Below are 23,023 nucleotides of genomic sequence, written 5' to 3'. Positions count from 1 at the left end.
CATTTTATATTATACATCATGCACAAAAAAAGGATATTCCCTCGGGAATATCCTTTTAATTTAACTAACTAATCTTAGTCTTCCTTTTTGTCTTCAGCCTTAGCTTCGTCTTCCTTAACCTTTTCTTCTACCTTTGGAGAAATGTCGAAGATTGCTTTGCCGTTCAAGTACAAGTGCTTGTCATCAGCGGTGAATTCAATCTTCTTAGTGTCAGGTTCTCTTAAGATCAACTTAGCAGCTGGAGTTTCAAGGTTTTGTTCAACAACTCTTCTAAGTGGACGAGCACCAAACTTCTTGTCGTAGCCCTTTTCAGCTAAGAAGTTCTTAGCTTCATCAGAAACTTCTACAGTTACACCCTTCTTAGCAAGTACGTGAGACATCTTCTTCAAGTAAATGTTGATAATCTTGCCCATGTCTTGTTCAGTAAGTGAGTTGAATGGAACGATTGCGTCCAAACGGTTCAAGAATTCAGGTCTGAAGTAGTTTTCAAGAGCTGAGATTAACTTGTCTTGGTCAACCTTGCCGTCTTCAAGAAGCTTGTCTGAGAAGCCTGCGTTTGAAGTCATAATCAAGATAGTGTCTTTGAATGAAACGGTTCTGCCTTGTGCGTCAGTCAAACGACCGTCATCCATAATTTGGAGAAGTGCGTTGAAGACTTGTGGGTTAGCCTTTTCAATTTCGTCAAACAAAATCAATGAGTATGGTTGGTGACGAACTTTTTCAGTTAATTGACCACCTTCACCGTAGCCTACGTAGCCTGGTGCAGAACCGATTAACTTGTTAACAGCCATTTCGTCTTGGTATTCACTCATGTCCAAACGGATCAAGTGATCTTTGTTACCAAATAATTGGATAGCTAATTGTTTAGCAAGTTCAGTCTTACCAACACCAGTAGGACCAGTAAGTAAGAATGAACCAGTAGGACGATCGCTGTCTTTGAAGATTTGCTTACGAGCAATAGCGTCAGTAATTACGTCAATAGCTCTATCTTGGTCAATAACGTTCTTCTTCAACTTCTTAGCCAAGTCTAAGTTCTTTTGAGCTTCATCTGCGTGAAGTTCGCTCATAGGAATCTTAGTCTTTTGTTCAATAATTGCGTAGATGTCTTTTTCAGTTACTTCTGGAGTATTCTTAGTGTCTACGTTCTTAAGTTGCTTTTCAAGGTCAGCAATCTTGTTCTTAATTTCTGAAGCCTTGTCGTAGTCTTCAGCCTTAGCAGCTTCTGACTTCTTAGCTTCAAGAGCATTGATTTGATTCTTCAAGCTCTTTTCATCAGTTGGTTGTACAAGCAAAGCCTTCTTAGCACCAGCTTCATCCATCAAGTCAATGGCCTTGTCTGGTAAGTAACGACCTTGAATGTATCTTTCTGATAATTCAACAGCTAGTTTAAGACTGTCATCACTGTATTTTACGTGGTGGTAATCTTCGTACTTCTTCTTTAAGCCTTCCAAAATCTTGATAGCTACATCTGTAGTTGGTTCAGGAACTTGAACAGCTTGGAATCTACGTGATAAAGCTGGGTCCTTTTCAATTCTTTGGAATTCGCTTGTAGTAGTAGCACCGATTAACTTCAAGTCACCGCTTGCAAGAGCTGGCTTCAAGATGTTAGCAGCGTCACCATTGTTGTTTTCTGAATCAGTTGAACCAGCACCAACAATGTTGTGCAATTCATCGATGAATAAAACAATGTTAGGATCACTCTTGGCCTTGTCGATAACCTTCTTTAATCTTTCTTCAAAGCTACCACGAAGACTTGAACCAGCAACCATGTCATTGATGTTTACTGAAATAATGTGCATGTTAGCCATCTTAGCTGGCACATTGCCTGAAGCAATTCTTTCAGCTAAACCTTCTACAATAGAAGTCTTACCAACACCAGCAGGTCCGATTAATACAGGATTATTCTTCTTACGTCTTGATAAAATTTCAATAACGTTATCAATTTGTTCGTCACGACCAATAACTGGGTCAAAATTATTCTTCTTTGCTTCTTCAACTAAATCTACGCCAATTGGTTTTTCATTTGGTTGTTGTGGGGTTTGTTGAATGGTTTGAGGAGCTGAACTCATATTGCTTGAGTAATTAATAGGAATTGAACCTGAATTACCGTTGCCACTTCTTCTGCCAAAGTCGTCATTAAAGAATGAGCTGTTCAATTCGTTAAATAAGTTGTCAAAATCATTGTCAAAGTATGCCATATCTGCAAACACTCCCATCATAAACTTGATTTTTAGCACTCAAAGCATTTAAGTGCTAATTCATTACATTTATAAGTATAGCAGGTTATCCACAGATTGCAAGCATGGATTTAAAAGTTTTCCACATTTTTCTTTTAATTTGTGATGTTAATCTAAAAAAGTAATAAAATCGTTGATATATAAGCGTTTATATTGCTTCACAATATATAAAGATTTTATTAAGAAGGATGAAATTATACGCTTAAAGGATTATTGGGTGTAAAAGTTTTCCACAGGATGAATATTAATCCTGCTCATTTTGTCCATTTTTATCGTTATCTGACTTTTTTCCTTGTCGCGATATTACTTGATTATTCTTATTCTTAATTGGTTCTAATAAATATTGTTGAATAACCTGGACTACTTGTTGATTTTGAGGCAAATCAGAGTGATCAGCCTTATCCCCAGTGATTGTCATCGCAGTATAACTCTTTACTTGCTTTTGAAAAATATACTTTCCTGCTGCAACACTAGCTTCTGGGACGATCCCATCTGACTCATAATTTTTGCCTCCAGATACAGAATACACCACTAAGCTCTTAGGGAGTCTATTTTTGCACTTAATAAAATCTTCCAACATTTGCGTTTTATGGTTGATATTCTTTTCGCTAAAATTATACGGCGTTCCTACTGTCATTAAACGCTTCATGGTAATTTCATCCGAATAAGTTGAATAATAATGTTCTAGCCAGTATGTCCAAATTAGACCACCATTAGAATGACCAAAGGCCTTAAAATTATTAAATTTATAATCCTGTGAAATAGCTTCAAAGGCTTCATCTAACCATTCTGCTTGTTTTTTGATATTGCTATAACCGTCCTTATTGTTTTTAAAGCCAATAATAATAAATGGTTCATTATCATTTTTATTAATTGAGCCCGAATACAACAGATTACCATTAGTTGAAACGTTGATTTTCAACACGCTATGTTTAGTTGGAGTGTTTTGATTTAATAATTTAACCAACTCATTAAAACGTTCAGTACTCGCACTGGATCCAGGCACCATGATTACCGGTGACAAGGCAGATTTCATTCTTTGTGCACGAGCTTGGTTATCTTTTTCCATCCATTTATAACCAGGAATAGCGAAAACCATAACTACTAATAAAACAAGGGCAATCCATTTTAAATTAGGATTTTTAAGCAGTTTGTTGGCCTTTTTCATATTCATAAGCTTTAAGTTTCCTTTCTATCCTTTGTCCCAATAACGAAATAGGTATTAACATCAAAATATCTAAAATAAATAAACAAATAGAAAAGACTAAATTACTCCAGTTGCCGTTAGAACCGAAAAACGAAATAAGAATTCCTGGGGTTCCTTTTAATACTGGATAAACACATGGTGTAATAATATGAAGAAAAATTGCTAATGAAGCAATCATGATATTAATTACAGGGATCAATACCATAGGTAAAAAGAGCACGGGGTTTAAAATAATTGGCAACCCTATCATGAACCCCCACGTAGAGTTAAATGCTGCAGGCAATAAATTAGCCTTGGCAATATTCTCTGTCTCTTTATTTTGATGTGACAATAAAATAATTACTATTAATGCTAAAACAACGCTAGCACCGCCCATTGCACCGTAAGGATAAACAAGCGAACTACCTAAAAACTTATAAGGAACATTCCATGAACCGCCATGTTTTAATGCATAATTGAGGTTAACAGTAGCTGCCCCGCTTGTAAGTGCTGCAGCCGTAGATAAAGAAGCTAAAGGATAGCCAATCCCAATCCAACTAAGCAGCATAACGACAAACGCCAATGCAATAATTTCAAATATATTGTTGGAATTTTGGATTTGAATAACCAATTCTTTAAAAGTACTGGAGCTCAATATCTTGATTTGCAATTCATAAATAATAATCCCCAAAATCATCCCCGCAATAATAGATACAGATGCAGGCAAAAGCGCATTCCAGGCCCGAGTTCTAACTCGATGAACATGTTCAAATTCTACAGGCTGGTGATTTTTACCTAACCAATGGAAAATTTCACCAACTGCATATCCCACTAGTAACGCAAGTAACAAAGCATTAATTTGCAATACACTAGATGAAAACATTGACTTATTACTAAGCTTATTTCCCACATTACTTGCATACGCACAAAACATAATTATCATTACTGCAGTCATACCGGCTAACGTAGAATCTTTATGATATAAACGTGCTGTATAACGTGCCGCAAAATATGCCGCATATAAACCAAATAATCCAAAAGTTACCCGCACAAAGCCGTTACAAATAAATGAACCGGCATACCATATTTTGTCGGACATAGTTGAATCAAAATTCAGGATATTATAAATAAAACTGTCTGGTGAAAAAACAGCATCACGTAGCAACTTAAAATAAGAACCAATAATTGCAATTGGCATCAGCATCCCCAAAGTTCGCTGAAAAATTCTAAATATTGGTAATCTTCTTATGATAAGAATAAAGTTGGTTATTCTCTCTCCCATAGCTTTTCCCTTTACCTATCTTCAATAAATATGATTGAATGAGTTTATATTAATCACATTATACAATGATGCTAGGAAGTTGATAATTATGGCCTATATAGAATTAAAAAATAATACTAAAATTTATCAATCTGGGGATACGACTATTTACGCCAATAAAGATATTACTTTTTCTATTAATAAGGGAGAATTAGTAGTTATCTTAGGCTCTTCAGGAGCCGGCAAATCCACACTGCTCAATATTCTAGGCGGAATGGAACCTAATACAAGCGGTGATGTGATCGTCGCAGGCAAAAACATTGCACCTTATAACGCCAAACAATTAACAACTTACCGCAGAAATTATGTGGGATTTGTCTTTCAATTCTATAATTTAATCCCCAACCTAACTGCAAAAGAAAACGTAGAACTGGCTGCGCAAATCGTGCCTGATGCAATGAATCCAGATGAGGCTTTAAGAGAAGTAGACTTATCTGATAGAGAGCAAAATTTTCCCGCTCAATTATCTGGTGGTGAACAACAACGTGTCGCTATTGCTCGTGCTATTGCGAAAAAACCAGAGCTATTATTGTGTGATGAGCCAACAGGAGCACTCGATTACAAAACCGGTAAACGGATTTTAAAAATTCTACAAGACATGAGCCGAAAAAATGGCTCCACTGTGCTTATCGTTACCCATAACGCCGCTATCGCACCAATTGCGGATAAAGTAATTCGTATTCATGACGGCAGCATTCAAAAGATTGAAACTAATGATCAGCCTGCGGATATCAGCAGCATTGAATGGTAGGTGTTGATAATGCACAAATCAATTTTATGGAAGGACGCTTTCCAAGCCATAACGCATTCGCTTGGTCGTTATATCGCAATTATCTTACTAATTGGTTTAGGTACTTTTGCCTTCGTAGGACTAAAAATAGCCGGCCCCGATATGCGTGCAACAGGTGCGGACTTTTTTACTAAGCACAATTTAGCCGATGTCACCGTTAGTTCCAACTACGGAATTAATTCAACTGATCGAGCAACCATTCAAAATCTCCCTGAAATTAAGCAGGCTACCTTTGGCTATCTGCAAGATGTAAAAGTCAAAAATAAGCAAGATGTCTTGCGGGTATTCTCTCAGTCAAATAATCTCTCAAGCTATGAATTAATTAAGGGCCATTTCCCAGAAAACAATAAAGAAATTGCTCTTTCTTATTTGCTAAAAAATAAGTATCACATCGGAGAAAAAATCAGTTTCGTCAAATCGGGAATCCTAAAGAATAAAACATATAAAATTGTCGGCTTTGTTAAATCAAGCGAATTTTTGGATAAAACACAATTCGGTCAGACCAATATCGGCAATGGTCGACTAAGTGGATTCGCTGTAACAACGCATAATGCGTTCGCTTCACCTGTGTATCAAGTTTCACGTGTAACTTTTAAAAACATCGCTAATCTGAGCCCATTTAGTGTCACTTATCGCAATCGCGTTTACCATGATCATAACAAATTGCAGAAGGCTTTAAACAAGAATGGACAAGACAAATACGATAAATACGTTCAGCTATATCAAAAGAAGGCCGCTGAGCAATTAATCAAAAAAGGCATCCCTATTACGCCTGAGCAAATTGAGGTACCTAAAAATAAAATCCAAATCGATTATCCTAGCTATACCATTAACAGTCGTGAGGAAAGCCAAGGGTATTCATCCTATCGTGCTGATTCTGAGCGAGTCGAAGTTTTAGCCAACGTCTTCCCTGTCTTTTTGTTTGCCGTTGCTGCATTGGTCAGTTTGACTACCATGATGCGCTTCGTAGAAGAAGAACGTACTAATATTGGAACATTTAAGGCACTCGGTTATAGCAACGCTAGCATTGTGCTCAAGTTCTTGCTTTACAGCACTTCTGCGGCAATTTTAGGCGTGATCTTAGGTGCTAGCTTAGGTTATACTTTCTTGCCTAACATGATTATCAAGGCTTACCTAGCTAGTTCCACATTGGGAAGTGATTACCAGCTTAACTTTGCTTGGTGGCCATTGCTTATTTCGTTAATTATCGCACTACTTGCTACTACTGCTGTTTCTATGTTGACGCTTTATCAAACTCTAAAAGAAAAGCCAGCAGCATTGCTTTTACCTAAACCACCTAAAAATGGTTCTCGTATTTTACTGGAACACATCCCCTGGTTATGGAAACACATGAGTTTTTCTGCCAAAGTTACTGCACGAAACATCTTCCGCTACAAGAGTAGAATGTTAATGACCATTTTTGGCGTAGCAGGTTGTACAGGCTTGCTAGGCATGGGATTCGGCATTCGTGATTCTCTTCAGGGAATTGGCAATATTCAATATTCCGCTGTCCAAAAAAATGACATCATTGCTTTAAAGAGCAAACATGTTACTAAAAAAGAGCAGCACGAATTAGATAGCATTTTTAAAGAAAAAGATATTACACAAACAAATGCCGTGCAGTATCAGCAATTAACCAAGCATCTTAATCAAAGCGGTTCAACTGAAAACATCATGATGATTACACCAGAATCAGCCGCTAATTTTAGGAAATCAATCAATTTAAGAGAAAGGCAAAGTAAAAAGAAACTCACTTTGCCTGACGATGGCGTAATTATTTCTGAAAAATTAGCTACCTTGTTAAACGCTAGGAAAGGCTCAACTATTTCTCTAAAAAACAGCGCTGGAAAAACTTACCGCTTTAAAGTTAAGGGGATTTGTGAAATGTATTTGGGGCATTACGTCTTTATGAATCAAAAAGAATACGCCCGCGCTACTGGTCAAAAATACGCTGCGAATGCCTATCTCGTTACTATGAGAAGTCATGAACCGCAAAAAGTTAATCGTATTAACAGGAAGTTAGTCAAAACGGCCGCAATTGAAACAGTGATTTCCAATTCTTCGAATAAAAAAATATTAGGCAGCTACACCGGTAGTCTGAACGAAGTTATCTTTATCTTGATTTTGATTTCAGGGATGCTCGCCATTGTCGTTATCTACAATTTGACCAACATCAACGTTGCAGAAAGAATTCGGGAGCTGTCTACTATCAAGGTATTGGGATTTTATGACAATGAAGCTACCATGTATATCTATCGGGAGACTATTATTCTCTCTGCATTAGGAATTATTGTTGGCTTTGGTTTCGGTTGGTGGCTGCACCACTTCATTATCACCAGCTTGCCGCCAGATGCCGCAATGTTTGATCCAAATATGTATCCATTTAACTTTGTATTCTCCGCATTGATTCCAGCAATCATTACTGCTACCTTAGCAGTTGTAGTTCACCACAAGATTAAAAAGATCAATATGCTGGATGCTTTGTCATCAATTGATTAGCAAGTATTATGCTATAATGCCTTTATAGAAAAGGGTGGGAACAATTATGCCAAGAAAACACTTTGAATTAAATAGCGATATTGCTAAATTAATCGACAAATATAACGAAATTAACGATACTGACTTTAATGACTTAGTTAATACAGCATTGAGATTCTATCTCGTTAACCAAATGAGCTATAAAGACGTTCAAGAGGCTTTGAAAGAAGCTGATGTTGAAACGTCAAGATACGTTGATGAAGCAATGCGTTCCAGCATGGGCGACATCAATCGTAACTATTAAAACTACTAAAAAAGGCGGCAGGAAAACCTGCTGCCTTTTTTAATGATAATGTTTATAACGGTAATAACGATAGCCGATTTTTTTACCAAAAATTTCTTGGGAAATACCCATTAAGTTCGAAATTAATACGTATAATCCTAAAAAGATTAAACCAAAAATTGCTAAATAAATAAAACTCCCCACTCGTCCTAAATGATTAAAGTGATTTCCTATCAGCAATTGATAAATAAACAAGATAACTATATAAATCTCATTAGTAACCATAATTGGCAATAAGCTAGTAAGACGAATGCCATAGGTCTTGTTAAGTTTATGATAGCTAAGCCAAATTACAATCAAAAATGAAATGTCCGTAGATAAAATTGCACCGTCCGCATTCATAAACATAGTCATTGGGACTTGCAAGATCACTTTAAACACAACGCCCCAAACCATGTAAATCACGGCTAGTTTATTCATATTCAAAGCAAGCAGTAGAGTCAACGAATTCATTACTAGTCCAGCTAACAAACTCTGGACAATATTTTCAACTAGATAATATGCGCCGAGACTATCATGAGAAAACAGCACCGTATAAATTGGTGATGCCGCAAATGCACCTAATGCTACTACTGGTACTAATACAAATAAAAGTAAACGGTAGTTTTCTAACAATAACTTTTTAATGCTTTCTTGTCGATCCTTACTCTTAAACTTAAGTCCGGCTAATAATGGCAAACTTGTTTCAGATACAGCCGTCGCTAAAGAAATAATTACCGTAGTAATCTTGCTAGGATTAGCTGAAAAAATCGTATAAATATAGCTAACGTAAGTGCTGCTGAGATGATTAAAATTAATCAATACCTGCTTGAACAATAATTGATCTACTAATTGAGTAACGGTAATAAAAGAACCTAATAAAACAAAAGGTATAGAAGCATACCACAGATTAAGCAAGCTTCGTGTTACGTTGTTTAAAGCACGCTCTTCGCTATTTTCAAGAAGCTGCTTATAATGACCCCACCGCTTGCGTAAATACGCAAAGAGGTACAAATAACTAGCAATAGCGCCAACACAAGCACCGAAAACGCTAAAATAAACTGCGATTACGTAATTATGATGAAAAACCTCAATAACTAAAAGAGTTGCCAACAAAATAAAGAGAATCCGCGCAAATTGTTCCCATAATTGGGAAATTCCGTATGGCTTCATATCATTATTTCCTTGAAACCATCCTCTTACCATACTCATTGATGGCAAAATAATTACAGCTGGAACTAAAACACGAATTGAAATCGTTGCACTAGCTACAGAATCAACCGGACTGTTTTTAGCAATGATTGGTGCAGTTACATATAGCAAAATTCCGCAGGCTAACCCCATTACTAACATGATAATGAGTCCCAGCTTGGTAATATACAAACTATCTTTATATCTATTTTGCGAATTTAATTGTGATACTTCCCGGGCAATAACTGAAGGAAGCCCCGCGGTTCCGACAGATAAAAATAATGCATAAGGCGTGTACGAAGAATTAAACAGAGCTTGCGCATTCAATTGGTTGTGATAGCTCCCCAACATAATCAACCAAGGAATTAAATATACAACTCCTAGAATTCTCGATACGATACTACCAAACGATAGCCAAAACGAACCCGATAGGATCTTTTTATTCAACAGTAAAACCTCAAATCTACGTTATCTCATTGTGCCTCATTAATTATACGTGGATTTTTTCATTTTTGGGAACAAAGGGGCTTCTTTTTAGAGAAATTTAGTCGAGGAATAATACAAATTAGTTACATTAGTTACCATATTATTACCTATAGTTTAATTTATCGTTAGGAGGCTTGACCCGCCTCAGAATAATCATTATGATTGAAATGTTTCTATGTGAAAGTTACTGATTATTTATAATTCTATTAATAAAAAAATCATGGGGGATTTACGTTGTTTTTTAAGAAGAGATTTATTACTAAATTAGCATGCGTTGCTATTTTTTCAACTACAGGTATCGCTGCAGTAAAGGCTCAAGCTCCACAAACTGTGCAAGCTTCAACTACTTCCGTAGCTGCACGTTCACTTGGGATTGACGTTGCTAGTTACCAAAGTGCTGACTTGTCTGCTCACGCTAGATCTGGCGCTAAGTTTGCTGTAGTTAAGGTTAGTGAAGGTACAGGCTACAGAAACCCTAAGGCTAGTGGTCAAGTTGCTAGCGCACGTCGTCAAAACATGATGCCAATGGGCTACCACTTCGCTACTTTCAGTGCAAGCACTTCAGCTGCTAAGCGTGAAGCAAATTATGCTATTGCATCAGCCAAGGCTGTAGGTCTTAACCCAGGTTCATACCTTGCTTGTGATTATGAATCAGGCGATGGTAACAACATCAACATGGGTAAGAACCCTACTGCTAACGCAATTATTGCTTTCATGAAGAAAGTTAAGGATGCTGGTTACAAGCCACTTCTTTACGCTAGTTCATCTGTATTGAGAAACAACATTAACACTAACAAAGTAGTTAATGCATTTCCTAACAGTTTATGGGTTGCTTCATACGCTGTTTCAGGTCGTATCGACAATCCTAACTTTAACTACTTCCCATCAATGAACGGTGTTTCAATTTGGCAATTTACTGATAACTGGCGTGGCCTTAACGTAGACGGTAACATCAACGTTTTGCCACTTTCATCATCAGGTAATGCAGTTTCTCAAGCTCCTAAGAAGAATACCGGTAAGGCTCGTGTATTGAAGCACAACGCTTATGTTTACGATAAGAACGGCAAGCGTAAGAAGCACAAGGCCTTGAAGAAGAACCATTCTGTTACTGTTCACGGTAAGAAGACCATTCATGGTAAAAAGTACTACAAGATTGGCAAAAACAAATACATCAAGGCTGCTAACCTTTACTAAAAAATAATTAGCTATCAAAAAATGCACCAGGTAAAAACTTACCTGATGCATTTTATTTTGCTTTTTTACTTTAAGAACTTATCGCCTGCAATGTGACGGTAAAAGTTTGCTTTAGCAGTTTGGTAATATGGAGTAACCCATAAATAGCCAAGTCCGCAGGTTATAGCGGCCAAAATGTTCCAGCCTAGGAAACTTAAGTCAAAGATAAACAAATTCATCTTGTGGCCCTTCATGAGCTCCTTGCTGGCATTAATTCCGTCAGTTGCACCGACTTGCTTATCGCTGGCTACCATGTCCTTCACGATATACGGTGTCATGGAATAAGAATAAGCTTTGATAATACCTGGGATAATCAAAAGCCAAGTCCATAAGAATGTAAAAATAGAAACCAGCACGAAATTAATCAATTCAGGACCAAAGCGATTCTCAGTAAAGACTGAAAATGCAGCCATATATGGTTTTTCTTCTTTTTGATCGTCTCTTAATTCTAGAAATGCAATGTTTCTACTCAAACCAATGAAACTACCGATCCAAAGGAGAATTGATCCAATTGGACTAGCAAATTGGTAGAAAATATTGGTTCCGTCATAATTTATGTAAGTTTCATCTAACCAGTGACCAGCGCCAGTAAAAATGCCAACGATAATTGCGGTAATCAAGAAGACAATTATTGCCCAGCCCCAATTTCCACGTAAGGATTGCTTGGCATTGTCTTTTAATTCTTTTCTTGTAACAGCCATTTTCCCACTCTTTCTATATCAGTTACATAATTAGTGTCACCTAAACGTAGATTATAGTCAATAAAAAATGGTATCAAAAAAAGCCTAATTCCACCAACACGGAACTAGGCTCACACAGTGTTGACCGCCGTCTCTGACCACATATAGAAGATAACATTTTCGCTACCGGAGAAAATGACTACTACTAGCGGCGGTACATGAAAATTCTAGCATTCAAAAATATAAAAAACAAGCAAAATGACACGGATTGATACAGATTGTTATTTTGATAGTTATAATCCACAAATAATTGCGATAATGCCAAAGATAATTTGTAATACTGCTATTGCAAGATGACCTGCGTTTTTACCTTCTTTGATGGGATGCTCAGCATTAATAGATTTGTGAATTTGCCAAGCGTTATAAATTCCGATAATTGTTACAAAAATTCCTGCAACAATTGCAGTCCACTTATAGATAGCACCATTATTGGCATTGCCAGCAGACCATAAGATGATTAGCCCAATGCCTATGATAATTAAAGCATAACCGATTCTTCTACTATTGCGTCCAACGTTGGCAGCATTATATCCTTTATTACCAGCAGTTTGCTTCATAACAGAATTACTAATTAAAATTTGAACAATACCCATTCCATTATTGCAATAAAAACAAATACACCATATGTAACTAAAGTTGCCATAATATTCGCGCTTTCCAATTAAATCGCTTTTATGATTCACTTAAATTATAGACCATAAGCTGTTTTTTATTCTATATATTTATAATTTAAAATAGTATTAGCTATATATTAAACAAATTCACTTACATACGCAAAAAAGACGAGGCTCAACGCCTCGTCCTTTCTCTTTAATTAAAGTGCAGCATTATCGACATAATGCGGTTTACTTTCTTTTTAATCTTACCAAATTCGCCATGAGCAGTGTGATTATCCTGAATAATAATCATGTCCTTAGCACCTTTGGTAGTACGCAAGAAGGTGTAATAACCTTCACCAGCACCATTAGCTGCCTTGTACTTCTTCAAGTTATAAAAACCACCATTGTAGTATGACGGTGCCTTACCCTTGAAAAGCACTTTTCTGCTTTCTTTAGTCAGTAATTTACCATGTAGGATATACTCAATCGTTTTTGCTAAATCAGCATTAGACATCACAATAGAGCCTGCACCTAATTCATTATGTGCATCCTTCACAGCCTGATCATGATCAACTCTCATGAATTGACCAGAACTTCTTTCGTAGCCTGGAACCCAGCCTGCAGATTTCAACTTAGTCATGCTTGACCATAAAAATTCGGTTTGCTTTAACTTAAGCGGCTTGATGTAAGTCTCACGGAATAGTTTTTCATAAGACTTATGTTCAAGCTTAGACAAGATACCACAAAGGTAAATGTAGTTTACAGCTGTATAATGCCACTTGCCTAACTTTCTACCGTCAAACACAGTGTATTTTGCATCGTGAGCAATATTGGCTTCATCTGAAATAAATTCCGGTGTCCCCAATTGTTGATCAGTTTCTAGATCTAATCCAGAAGTCATGGTTAACAAGTTGCTAATCTTGACATTATCTGCACCATCTACGTTAGGGTAAAACTTAGAAAGTGGATCATCTAAACTCAGCTTTCCCTTTTGTACCTCACGCATGACCATCGCAGCGGTCATTGATTTTTGCACTGAATTAATCAAATAACTAGTGTCAGTACTATTATTTGTAGCGTACTCAAGTAAAGGTTTTCTGTTGCTTGTTACCAAGACAGATCCTTTAATGCCTAAACGATCAATAGCCTGGCGCACTACTTTGCTTTTAAACTGTTCTTATTAGTCAAATCGACGCTCTTAACATCGTCTTTATTCTGCCACTTCTTAGAGTAGTAGTAGTTAGACATGTAGTAGTTGTAACGTCTATTTGGTAATTCCATGAATGGCTTAACAGCTTGATCAACTGCAACCCATCCTTTCCAACCTAAGTGAATAGTATCTTCCATGAAGTACTTTTCATTACCACGTTTTGAAAAATCTACTACATTTTCAAAACCTTGGTTAACAAGTTGGTGTTCAATCTTAGCAACAGATTCCTGGTACATCTTTTCTGATAAACCAGTGTACTTCATCCATTTTCCGTTAATTGGAGGAATAATGAACAATACATTAGTATGTTGCTTAGCAAATTGTTCCAGCATTAATTGGAAGTCACCATATTCAACTGAGTGAACATAGTCGAAATTACGTTGACTACCCTTCAAACGCTTCAATATCTTCTTAGGCAAACGAGTTCTATAGAAAGTATTGTCAATTCCTAAGTTATTTGAATTAGTATGCATTGCAGCTTGTTCTGCAGCGACCTTATTCAAAGCCTTAACAGAGTATGCACTTGGTAAAACTTTAGCTTTCTTTTGAATCTTATTTACACGATCGCGCAACTGGAATGCGCTGAAGAAGTTATCTTCATTACTGAGCATTCTACGACGATTGTTTAAGTAAAACTTTTGGAAAGTGGTTAGTTTCTTACCTTCCGCAATTTGCTGAAGACTATTCTTAATTTCGCCCTTAACGTCTGGCATTTCAAGCAAACGCTTAGCAGCGTAACGATCAGTCTTATTATTCTTAGCACTTAACAAGAAATTACATGCTTGAAGTGGTGAATAATACAAAGCAAAGGCATTAGGATCTTGACCCTTTTTGGTAAACCATTGTGGTGAAATAATCACAACAGCCTTTTTATTCTTAAGTTGCTTAGCTGTGCCTTGCATCCCCAAAAACTGAGCCAAAGATTGACTACCTGGACCACCAAGCAAGAATGGACGGTAATTTCTATGATACTTTTCCGCAATTACACTAGGGTGCAATGGATCAAATCTTGATAATTCACTTGAACCATAGAAAGGTACATAGCCGTCATCAAAAGCTTCTTGCTTCATTGTACTGCCCTTAAAGACAGTAGTATTTTGTGAAGCAGCAGCTTCATAGATTGTTTGCTTAGAAAAAGTTCTTTCCCAGGGAATAAGGAATACAACTAATAAAAGGATAAAAGCGCAAATAACTGGGCCAAAAATTTGCCACAGCCGGCGTTTATTACTCATTTTCTAAGCTTTCCACCTTTGCAACAATCTTATTTGGAGTATCCCATTCAGCACGGTTGAATTCTGAAACAGGAACATCAATATCAAACTTTTCTTGTAAGCTCAAAAGCATTTGTACACTTGCCATTGAGTCCATCAAACCATTGTCAAAGATGTTTTCATCCATTTGATCTGATAAATCTTCACCAGTTAAATCGTTTAAAATGTCTAATACGCCTTGTTTAGTGTCCATAATTAATACCTCTATTCAACACAAATACTTAATTAATATCATTCCATATTATATAAGCTTATTTCCAACCGAACCATAGTTGACTAAGAAATCCTGAGAAAATCAAGAAACTGAAGCAAACTACGTTAAAGGTTAAGAAAATGGCGAACCATTCAGTAAACTTATTATGTGGAATTTGTTTCTTATGCTTTATCTTAAATCTGAGCCAAGCATCGTTGATACAGATTGCTGTCGCATGGAAAATACCATAAACAATGTAGTACCAAGTAAGTCCGTGCCAAAAGCCCATGATTAAGAAGAGCAAGAAGTAAGAAACTTGTGACAATCTAATTCGATTCTTAAACAATTTTTTCTTCATTGCAAAGAAAGTGAATCGCATATAGATGTAGTCACGGAACCAGAATGACAAAGTCATATGCCAACGATTCCAGAAATCTTTAATGTTCTTAGAAATAAATGGCTTATTGAAGTTCATTGGGGTATGAATACCCATGAAGTATGAAATTGATACGGCAAATAATGAATAACCTGCAAAGTCAAAGAACAAGTACATACTGTAACAATACATGTAAGCAAGTACCCACCATGAAAGCTTCAAACCACCATTTGCATTGCCGACTGCTAATGCAGAGGCAGTGATCTTTGGTAACCAATAAGTACCAAAGAACCAACCAATAACAAACTTATATAAAAAGCCTTGGAATAAATATCTTACTGCATATTGCAAATCAGTAATATATGCATCCCTTGTAGGGACCTTTTCATAATCCTTCTTAAATCTACGGTAACGATCAATAGGACCTGATGAAATGGTTGGGAAGAAGAGCAAGAATCTTGCATAAGTTACAGGATCCACCTTCTTAATCGCACCATCACGCATTTCCATAATAACTTGAACGGTCTTAAAGGTTACATATGAAATACCTAAGAACCCAATTACAAAGCCGATGGAATTATCAGGAAAAGCAGTTAAATATTTAACTGCAGCTAATGGAATAATTGCCAGAATTACTGCTAAGCTAAATACCCAAGTCTTATTTTTACCGTGATGACGATAATACTGATAAGCAAAGGTCAAAATAAACTCATAAACCAGCCAGATTAATAAGTTAACCCCTTGTTGCCAGTGACTACCATCAAAAATCAAGAATAAGAAAACAATTGAGAAAATTGCTTCATATGTCTTGAAACGATGACCGAAGTATAACCCCAAAATGATTGGGATTAAAGCAATCATCAAATAAATGAAATATTGCGGATTTGAATAAGGTTGTAAGTTAATGAAATTAAAATTCACTACTTATTAACCTCCTTAATAACCGCTTTGATATCTACCTTGCCATTTTGAGAAATTGGCAATTTATCTTGGTAAACAAAACGTTGTGGAATCATGTAAGGCATAACGTTCTTAGCTAAATCTTCACGAATTTCCTTAGTTAAAGCAGCTTCTGAGTGCTGACGCGCTACGCCTTCCTTTAATTCGATTTCTGCAACGATTTGCTTAACAGTGTGGTCCTTATTGTATTTAGGTGCCGCAACGCCATAACGAACGTATTTATTCTTAGTTAAGTAGAAGTTGATTTCTTCAAGTTCGATTCTGTAACCATTGAACTTGATTTGGAAGTCAATTCTACCGCGATAGAAGAGCATGTCGCCGTCATCAAAGAATCCAGCATCCCCACTGCGGTAGCTACAGTACTTGTCGTCATCCTTTTGGAAGAAGGCAGCTTCAGTTTTTTCAGGGTTGTTCATGTAACCCTTTGAAACGCTAGGACCGCTAATGATAATTTCACCTTCGCCAGGCTTATCACCCTTTGAAGTATCAATAGTGATCTTGGTGTCTTCCTTAACCTTACCGATTGGTAAACGGTCATACTTCTTAAGAATGTCGTCAGTAATTTCAACTTGCGTTACGGCAACAGTTGTTTCGGTTGGACCGTAAGTGTTGAAGATATGGCTTTCTGGGAATCTCTTCTTAAGCATGTCTGCTTCGCTGTGTGGTAATTCTTCACCACAGAATAAGAAGTGACTAAGGTCTGGATGATGTTCAGAATCAAAAGTCTTATCCAAGAAACACATTTGTGCAAATGATGGGGTTGATACCCAAACATTAAATTGCATCTTTGGCAAAGTTTGGAACAATTGACCAAAGTTTTGCGTTACATCGTGTGGCAATACAACAAGCTTACCTGCTGAAACAAGTGCAGGGTAAAGACTCATTACTGACAAGTCGAATGAGTATGGAGCTTGGGCCAAGAAACTTGGGTGTTCTGGCAAATTAAAGTCTGATAACTCCCAGTTTACAAAGCTGAGTAAGTTATCGTGACTGATTTGTACACCCTTAGGCTTACCAGTAGTACCTGAAGTGAAGATGATGTAGTAGTTTTCATCGCCTTCAACAAATTTGCTTTCGTCAACAGTGAAGTCGCCATCTTCAACTTCACTAGCCTTAAGTACCTTAACGTTGTCTAAGTTAACGTCTGGCAATGGGTCAATTTCCAAAACCAATGGTGATTTTGAAACATCTTGAATCATGGTCAAACGTTCAGCGTTTGAGTAACTAGCAATTGGAATATATGCGTGCCCTGACTTAACACAGCCAAGGAAACTAGCAACCATTTCAAAAGTTTGACCACCCCAGATCATGATTGGAGCATGATCTGGAATATCCATCGCAGCAATCTTGTGTGCCCACGCATTGGAACGCTGCTTAAGTTCGCCATATGTATTGGTTTTACCAAGATAGTCGTAAACAACACGATCTGGTTCTTGTTCAGCTATCTCATCTATTCTCTTAATAACATCTTGAATCATGTAACAGCACCTACCTTAAAATTCGTTATAAATGAAATGAACTGAAGTAAGTCCACTATATTCATACAAATAAATAAGGGCCATCAGGATCCCAAAATAAACAATCGTTTTCAAGACAAACATACCGACGCGTTTGCCTCGAGAATCAATTTTCGATTTCTTATCCATTGTTTCTCCCTCAAGTAATATTTTTGTAACATTTTATTACTTTGTCTTATATTACTACAAATAGCAACAATCAGCGCATCATCGCTATATATTTTAACAAATTTAAACTTTTTCTTAAATTAAGGCTGCATAAAATATACGGAAAACGTTTTATTATTGCATTTTTTTGCAATTGCGGTATGCGAAGTACAGCGGAATGGCTATAATTACCGCAACAAAAATTAAAGCAAAGATCAATAGTCGCATCATATTTTTAGGATCAGTCCAACGATCGCTTTTTGCCGTGGCCAAAATATACGCTGCAAACAATACGATAATGATTAATTCGCCTAAACAAAACCATGAGTGTAGATTTTGATACAAATACAGATACGTTGTTGCAGGCAGCAGGCAAAACCAGCCCGCAAAACGCAACCAAAAGATTTCCTTTTGACGGTAATTGAGATTCATCGCTTGTTTCCTTTCATCCTAATTGCCAAACAACGCATTAATATTGATGGATAAAATCCGATCCATTACTACAACATTCGGCTTAGCATATTGCTGCGACGCGGATTCAAATAGACAAAGTAGTTGCCCTTTATAAGCTGTAATCTGCTCCAAATATGGCGGCATTTCTAGTTCTAACTCCGCATTCTTTTCATCTAATGCATTTAAGGCAGAAGTTGGGAAAACGTACAGCTTAGAACTACCGCTACCGTATGACTGACTCAAGAAGATCTTATTTTGATAAATTGCAATCCCTTGAATCTGCTTATCCATGCTAGTTTCGCCAGTTGGATCTGACCACTGCAGCGTACCCGTAACAGATTTCACTTCATTATTAGTAATCGAACCTTTGTTTTTGCCGCTACGAGCAATTCGATATGCCGCAACTTTGCCGCGTCCATACATATTGAAGAATCCAACAAATAATTGACTGTCATAATAGGTAACTGCAGATGCTTTTTCAACTGCTGGAATTGCAATCTGGTGATCATATTTAATTGGAATTCTGCTTCCTGGCTTATATTCTTTCATTTCTTTTAATGAAAATGCGGCTAAAGCTGAGGACTTACCTAATGAACCTGTAATCCAAATATTTTTAGCAACGGGATCATATGCAATACCGCCTAAATGCGGCCTACCTGGGACTTGAATTGTCTTAATATATTTACCCGTCTTTTTATCTAAAACATAGATAACGGAAGCATGAACATGATCCCCGTCATAGGCAGTAATTAAAATGTACTGGCTCGCTACCGCGATTCCTTGAGGCGTCATTGCAGTTGCTACATCGTATTTTTTAGTTTTAAAATTGTAGGCCTTAGTTGAAATCAGTCCTGGAATAATAAAATCTTTTCCGTCCCATGTCCTCGGCGGAACATAAGTAGATACTTTATTAATAAAAGGATAGTTTTCACGTAAAGCTTTTTGATAGTTTTTGAAATTATGCCAAGCTGCACTCGTATTTGTTCCATCATTAGCTTTTACTACTTTAGGACGCTCTCGCAGCATCTCTTGTTTCTGCAACCATTGATAGCCAAAATAGCCGCCTGTTCCGACACCTACTAAGATGAGAACAGTTATTATCAATTGCAAAACAAACTTTCCAAATTTTTTCACCGAACTGTTCCTTTCTTTACCTTTTTGACATGTCTAACATTATAGCCACATTCATTATACTTTTACTAATCTGCCACGAATTTTCATTAAAAATATAGATTTTTCGAAAATAAAGTTTATTTCGTCACACTTTTTTCACAATTTAAGGTTATACTGTGTAATGTAGCAAGTAAGAATTCCACTTACTACTACAACTCAACTTTTTTGTTTTTCATTCATACTCCTCCAAGTAAATAATGAAAATAAAAAGAATTGACTTACTCCAATTAGTCAATTTCATATCTATCCCTTTCGGCTCACGTGCGTTGCGTGAGCTTTTCTTATGCCCAAAATCAATTTCTTAAATACTTCACAAGCAAATCTTTACCTTTTCATAAGAATTTGAACATTTTTAATTCACATTTAGCCTGTATTATAAAAAATGTAACAAGGCGGTAGAAACTTGTTACATACTCCCACTTTTTTTATTTCATTCATTCTTACTCCTCCAAAGTAGATGAAACTAATAAGGTCCGCAAAATCTTGCGGGCCTTTTCCTTTTTTCCTGTATACTTAAGATAGAAAAGAGGCGCAAATATGTTTTCACCATCAATCAAACACTTAATTCAAGAAAAATCAGGTTCGTTTTTAATTCCAGCTAGCCGGATTGCCTTTGTTCAAGATGACAATCCTTTATATCATGCCTTTTTAATCCTTACTAAAGTTAAATATTCTAAAATTCCAGTTTTAGATAAAGATAAAAAAGTGGTTGGTCTGCTTAGTTTAGCGATGATTACAGACAAGATGCTAACGAATGAAGAAATTTCTACCGCACCTTTAGATCAATTAAAGGTTAAAGATGTCATGCAAACCAAGTTCGATAAAATAAATTTTGTCGAAACTACGCTAGAGGCGCAGCTTCATTTATTGATTAACAACGCCTTTTTACCGGTCGTCGATGACCGCGGCGTTTTCCAAGGATTACTTACTAGACGAGAGTGGATCAAAGCCTTTAACTATGTTACCCATACATATGATAAGCACTACAAATCAATCAAAATAAAATAACCCACGGGCAGTCTATTATGGACTGCCTTTTTTAATGAAGAAAAATAGAATTCTATTTACGTATTCTTATGGTAAAAGAATGTTAGAATGTTTTGAGTAGAGTGATATATTTACTTTTTTGGAGGCTATACATATGAAACGTCAATGGAAATTTATTGTCGTTTTAATTGCCGGGGTAATAAGTTTAATTTTTGAATTTGGTTTACATGCTTCTACTCTATTTGTAACGCCAATTCTTAAATTGCAAATGAATCCGCAAGCAATTATCATCGACATTTTGGGTATTTGGATTTCCGTTCTTTTGTTAATGGAAATATTCAATGACTGGAAATCCGGCCGTTACGGTGTCGATATTTTAGCCGTAATTGCGATTGTTTCTACTATTTTAATCAACAATTATTGGGCTGAATGGATGATCTTGGTAATGTCTACTGGTGGTGAAACTCTGGAGGACTACGCTACAGGTCAAGCCAGCAAGGAATTGCGTTCCCTTTTGAACAATACTCCTAGAATCGCCAACAAGTTAATCAACGGCAAGATTACCGAAGTCAATGTTGATGATTTGAAAATCGGTGACATTGTTTTAATTAAACCAGGTCAACAAGTTCCAGTTGATGGTGAAATTGTTAAAGGTGAATCAAACTTTGACCAATCATCATTGACCGGTGAATCTGTTCCTGTTGCTAAAAAGCCAGGCGATGACTTGATGTCTGGTTCCGTTAACGGTGATGCTGCCGTCCAGATGAAGGTTACTAAGGCTGCTAAGGACTCAGAATATCAGTCAATTGTCGCTTTGGTTAAGTCATCACAAGCTCAACCAGCTAAGTTCGTTAAGATGGCCGACCGTTACGCCGTTCCATTTACCATCATCTCATTGATTATTGGTGGTGTTGCATGGGCAGTGTCTGGGGATGCTACAAGATTTGCGGAAGTTATGGTTGTTGCTTCTCCATGTCCACTTTTGATCGCAGCTCCTGTTGCTTTAGTCAGTGGTATGAGTTCAATGTCAGCTCACCACATTATTGTTAAGTCAGGTCCAACTCTTGAAAAGTTAGCTCGTGCTAAGACTTTTGCCTTTGATAAGACTGGTACTTTAACTGAAAATCAATTGGTGGTTGACCAAATCATCCCTGAAGGCGATGCTCTTTCAAAAGAAGAATTACAAAGCTTAGCTGCTAGTGTTGAACAACAATCTAGCCACGTTATTGCCAGTTCTTTGGTTAAGGCTACTGACAGCAAGTTAATCAAGCCAGTTACCAACTTAAAGGAAACTACCGCTCAAGGTGTTGAAGGTGACGTCAATGGCAAGCATGTTAAGGTGGGTAAATTAAGCTTCGTAGATCCTAATCATGAAAAGATTGACGTAACTTCAACTGCTGTCTTCGTTTCAGTCGATGGCAAGTTTGCCGGTTACATTACTATGATGGATGAAATTCGTCCAGAAACGGCTGATACAATTGCGAAGTTGAAGCGCCAAGGTGCAGAAGACATCATGATGCTTACTGGTGACCACAAGCAAGTTGCTGAAAAGGTTGGTAAAAAAGCTGGCATTACTGATATTCGTGCCGATCTTTTACCAGCTGAAAAGATTAAGGCTATCAAGGAAGTACCAAAAGACTTGCGTCCTGTCGTTATGACTGGTGACGGTGTTAACGATGCTCCAAGCTTAACTGCCGCTGATGTCGGTATCGCTATGGGTGCTAAAGGCGCAACAGCTGCCAGTGAAAGTGCCGATGCCGTTATCATGGTTAACGATTTATCTAAGGTTAATGATGCGGTTGCTATTTCTAAACATACAATGAAGGTTGCCAACATCGATGTTTTAACTGCTATTGGTGTGGTTATCATCATCGAATTGATCGCCTTCACCGGTGTCATTCCTGCCTTTTGGGGTGCTATCTTACAGGAAGTTGTCGACATGATCACTATCAGTTTGGGACTTCTTGCTAAGACTAAGCCAAGCAACAAGCAATTTGGTTTGGAAGAGTAAGTAAAAATTAGATATTAACAAAATACAAGCTCTAGAGTCGAGATGATTCTAGAGCTTTTTATTTTATTAAATTGTTTAACTCTAAAGGTATCATATTATAATCTTAAAGAAAGAGACCACATCATTATAAGTAATTCTCTTA

Annotated in this window: 20 protein-coding genes; 6 read left to right on the top strand and 14 right to left on the bottom strand. The window is 36.9% G+C overall.

What is annotated here, in order from left to right; all coding sequences use genetic code 11:
* Positions 1-74 precede the first annotated feature (74 nt).
* The 3 genes from JEM49_RS03925 to JEM49_RS03915 all read right to left on the bottom strand — a co-directional run bounded on the left by JEM49_RS03925 (position 75) and on the right by JEM49_RS03915 (position 4,705).
* Positions 75-2,198, bottom strand: a complete 2,124-nt coding sequence (locus JEM49_RS03925; protein ID WP_201873735.1) for an ATP-dependent Clp protease ATP-binding subunit — start codon at positions 2,196-2,198, stop codon at positions 75-77.
* A gap of 283 nt (positions 2,199-2,481) precedes the next feature.
* Entirely contained in the window at positions 2,482-3,411 is a 930-nt protein-coding gene (locus JEM49_RS03920) for an alpha/beta hydrolase (protein WP_201873734.1), read from the bottom strand.
* The gene (locus tag JEM49_RS03915) at positions 3,380-4,705 is read right to left on the bottom strand and encodes a PTS transporter subunit EIIC (protein WP_201873733.1); all 1,326 of its coding nucleotides are present in this window, start codon (positions 4,703-4,705) and stop codon (positions 3,380-3,382) included. Before JEM49_RS03915 ends, JEM49_RS03920 begins: the two co-directional genes overlap by 32 nt.
* 88 nt (positions 4,706-4,793) lie before the next feature.
* Between JEM49_RS03915 and JEM49_RS03910 the strand changes: the two genes are divergently transcribed.
* Genes JEM49_RS03910 through JEM49_RS03900 form a run of 3 tightly spaced genes read left to right on the top strand, consistent with a single transcriptional unit; the run spans position 4,794 to position 8,316 of the window.
* Complete coding sequence (locus tag JEM49_RS03910) at positions 4,794-5,495, top strand: ABC transporter ATP-binding protein (RefSeq protein WP_201873732.1); 702 nt, start codon at positions 4,794-4,796, stop codon at positions 5,493-5,495.
* 9 nt (positions 5,496-5,504) lie between these two features.
* A complete protein-coding gene (locus JEM49_RS03905; protein WP_201873731.1) occupies positions 5,505-8,033 on the top strand; it encodes an ABC transporter permease in 2,529 nt (842 codons plus the stop codon).
* A 46-nt stretch (positions 8,034-8,079) separates the two neighbouring features.
* Positions 8,080-8,316 carry a hypothetical protein gene (locus JEM49_RS03900; protein ID WP_025005976.1) on the top strand — a complete coding sequence of 79 codons (237 nt, stop codon included), beginning with the start codon at positions 8,080-8,082 and terminating at the stop codon, positions 8,314-8,316.
* Positions 8,317-8,355: 39 nt separating this feature from the next.
* On the opposite strand, the gene JEM49_RS03895 is transcribed toward JEM49_RS03900, so the two are convergent.
* Positions 8,356-9,972: a putative polysaccharide biosynthesis protein gene (locus JEM49_RS03895; protein WP_201873730.1), complete on the bottom strand. Its 1,617-nt coding sequence runs from the start codon at positions 9,970-9,972 to the stop codon at positions 8,356-8,358.
* A 273-nt stretch (positions 9,973-10,245) separates the two neighbouring features.
* On the opposite strand from JEM49_RS03895, the gene JEM49_RS03890 reads away from it, so the two are divergent.
* Positions 10,246-11,205 carry a GH25 family lysozyme gene (locus tag JEM49_RS03890; protein ID WP_201873729.1) on the top strand — a complete coding sequence of 320 codons (960 nt, stop codon included), beginning with the start codon at positions 10,246-10,248 and terminating at the stop codon, positions 11,203-11,205.
* Positions 11,206-11,270: 65 nt separating this feature from the next.
* On the opposite strand, the gene JEM49_RS03885 is transcribed toward JEM49_RS03890, so the two are convergent.
* The 10 genes from JEM49_RS03885 to JEM49_RS03840 all read right to left on the bottom strand — a co-directional run bounded on the left by JEM49_RS03885 (position 11,271) and on the right by JEM49_RS03840 (position 19,844).
* On the bottom strand, positions 11,271-11,945 hold the full coding sequence (locus tag JEM49_RS03885) for a DUF975 family protein (RefSeq protein WP_201873728.1): 675 nt from the start codon (positions 11,943-11,945) through the stop codon (positions 11,271-11,273).
* A 272-nt stretch (positions 11,946-12,217) separates the two neighbouring features.
* Positions 12,218-12,577 carry a hypothetical protein gene (locus JEM49_RS03880; RefSeq protein ID WP_201873745.1) on the bottom strand — a complete coding sequence of 120 codons (360 nt, stop codon included), beginning with the start codon at positions 12,575-12,577 and terminating at the stop codon, positions 12,218-12,220.
* 217 nt (positions 12,578-12,794) lie between these two features.
* Positions 12,795-13,739 (bottom strand): serine hydrolase domain-containing protein, encoded by a 945-nt coding sequence (locus JEM49_RS03875; RefSeq protein ID WP_087176265.1) that lies wholly within the window; start codon positions 13,737-13,739, stop codon positions 12,795-12,797.
* A complete protein-coding gene (dltD, locus tag JEM49_RS03870) occupies positions 13,739-15,025 on the bottom strand; it encodes a D-alanyl-lipoteichoic acid biosynthesis protein DltD (protein WP_201873726.1) in 1,287 nt (428 codons plus the stop codon). The genes JEM49_RS03875 and dltD overlap by 1 nt, the downstream gene beginning before the upstream one ends.
* Positions 15,018-15,257 (bottom strand): D-alanine--poly(phosphoribitol) ligase subunit DltC, encoded by a 240-nt coding sequence (gene dltC, locus JEM49_RS03865; RefSeq protein ID WP_003625019.1) that lies wholly within the window; start codon positions 15,255-15,257, stop codon positions 15,018-15,020. Before dltC ends, dltD begins: the two co-directional genes overlap by 8 nt.
* 58 nt (positions 15,258-15,315) lie before the next feature.
* On the bottom strand, positions 15,316-16,554 hold the full coding sequence (dltB, locus tag JEM49_RS03860) for a D-alanyl-lipoteichoic acid biosynthesis protein DltB (protein ID WP_201873724.1): 1,239 nt from the start codon (positions 16,552-16,554) through the stop codon (positions 15,316-15,318).
* Positions 16,554-18,071 (bottom strand): D-alanine--poly(phosphoribitol) ligase subunit DltA, encoded by a 1,518-nt coding sequence (gene dltA, locus JEM49_RS03855; protein WP_025005984.1) that lies wholly within the window; start codon positions 18,069-18,071, stop codon positions 16,554-16,556. The genes dltB and dltA overlap by 1 nt, the downstream gene beginning before the upstream one ends.
* A gap of 15 nt (positions 18,072-18,086) precedes the next feature.
* Positions 18,087-18,239: a teichoic acid D-Ala incorporation-associated protein DltX gene (locus tag JEM49_RS03850; RefSeq protein ID WP_025005985.1), complete on the bottom strand. Its 153-nt coding sequence runs from the start codon at positions 18,237-18,239 to the stop codon at positions 18,087-18,089.
* Between the two features lie 153 nt (positions 18,240-18,392).
* Positions 18,393-18,689, bottom strand: coding sequence for a hypothetical protein (locus tag JEM49_RS03845; protein ID WP_087236089.1), 297 nt, complete (start codon positions 18,687-18,689; stop codon positions 18,393-18,395).
* An 18-nt stretch (positions 18,690-18,707) separates the two neighbouring features.
* A complete protein-coding gene (locus JEM49_RS03840) occupies positions 18,708-19,844 on the bottom strand; it encodes a hypothetical protein (RefSeq protein WP_201873722.1) in 1,137 nt (378 codons plus the stop codon).
* Positions 19,845-20,420: 576 nt separating this feature from the next.
* Between JEM49_RS03840 and cbpB the strand changes: the two genes are divergently transcribed.
* Positions 20,421-20,891 (top strand): cyclic-di-AMP-binding protein CbpB, encoded by a 471-nt coding sequence (gene cbpB / locus JEM49_RS03835; protein ID WP_025005988.1) that lies wholly within the window; start codon positions 20,421-20,423, stop codon positions 20,889-20,891.
* 133 nt (positions 20,892-21,024) lie between these two features.
* The gene (locus tag JEM49_RS03830; RefSeq protein WP_201873720.1) at positions 21,025-22,881 is read left to right on the top strand and encodes a heavy metal translocating P-type ATPase; all 1,857 of its coding nucleotides are present in this window, start codon (positions 21,025-21,027) and stop codon (positions 22,879-22,881) included.
* Positions 22,882-23,023 lie beyond the last annotated feature (142 nt).

The sequence above is a fragment of the Lactobacillus sp. A27 genome, assembly GCF_016742815.1.
Lineage (GTDB): Bacteria > Bacillota > Bacilli > Lactobacillales > Lactobacillaceae > Lactobacillus > Lactobacillus gallinarum.
The sequence above is the reverse complement of the archived record's forward strand: the minus strand, read 5'-3'. Positions and strand labels throughout refer to the sequence as shown.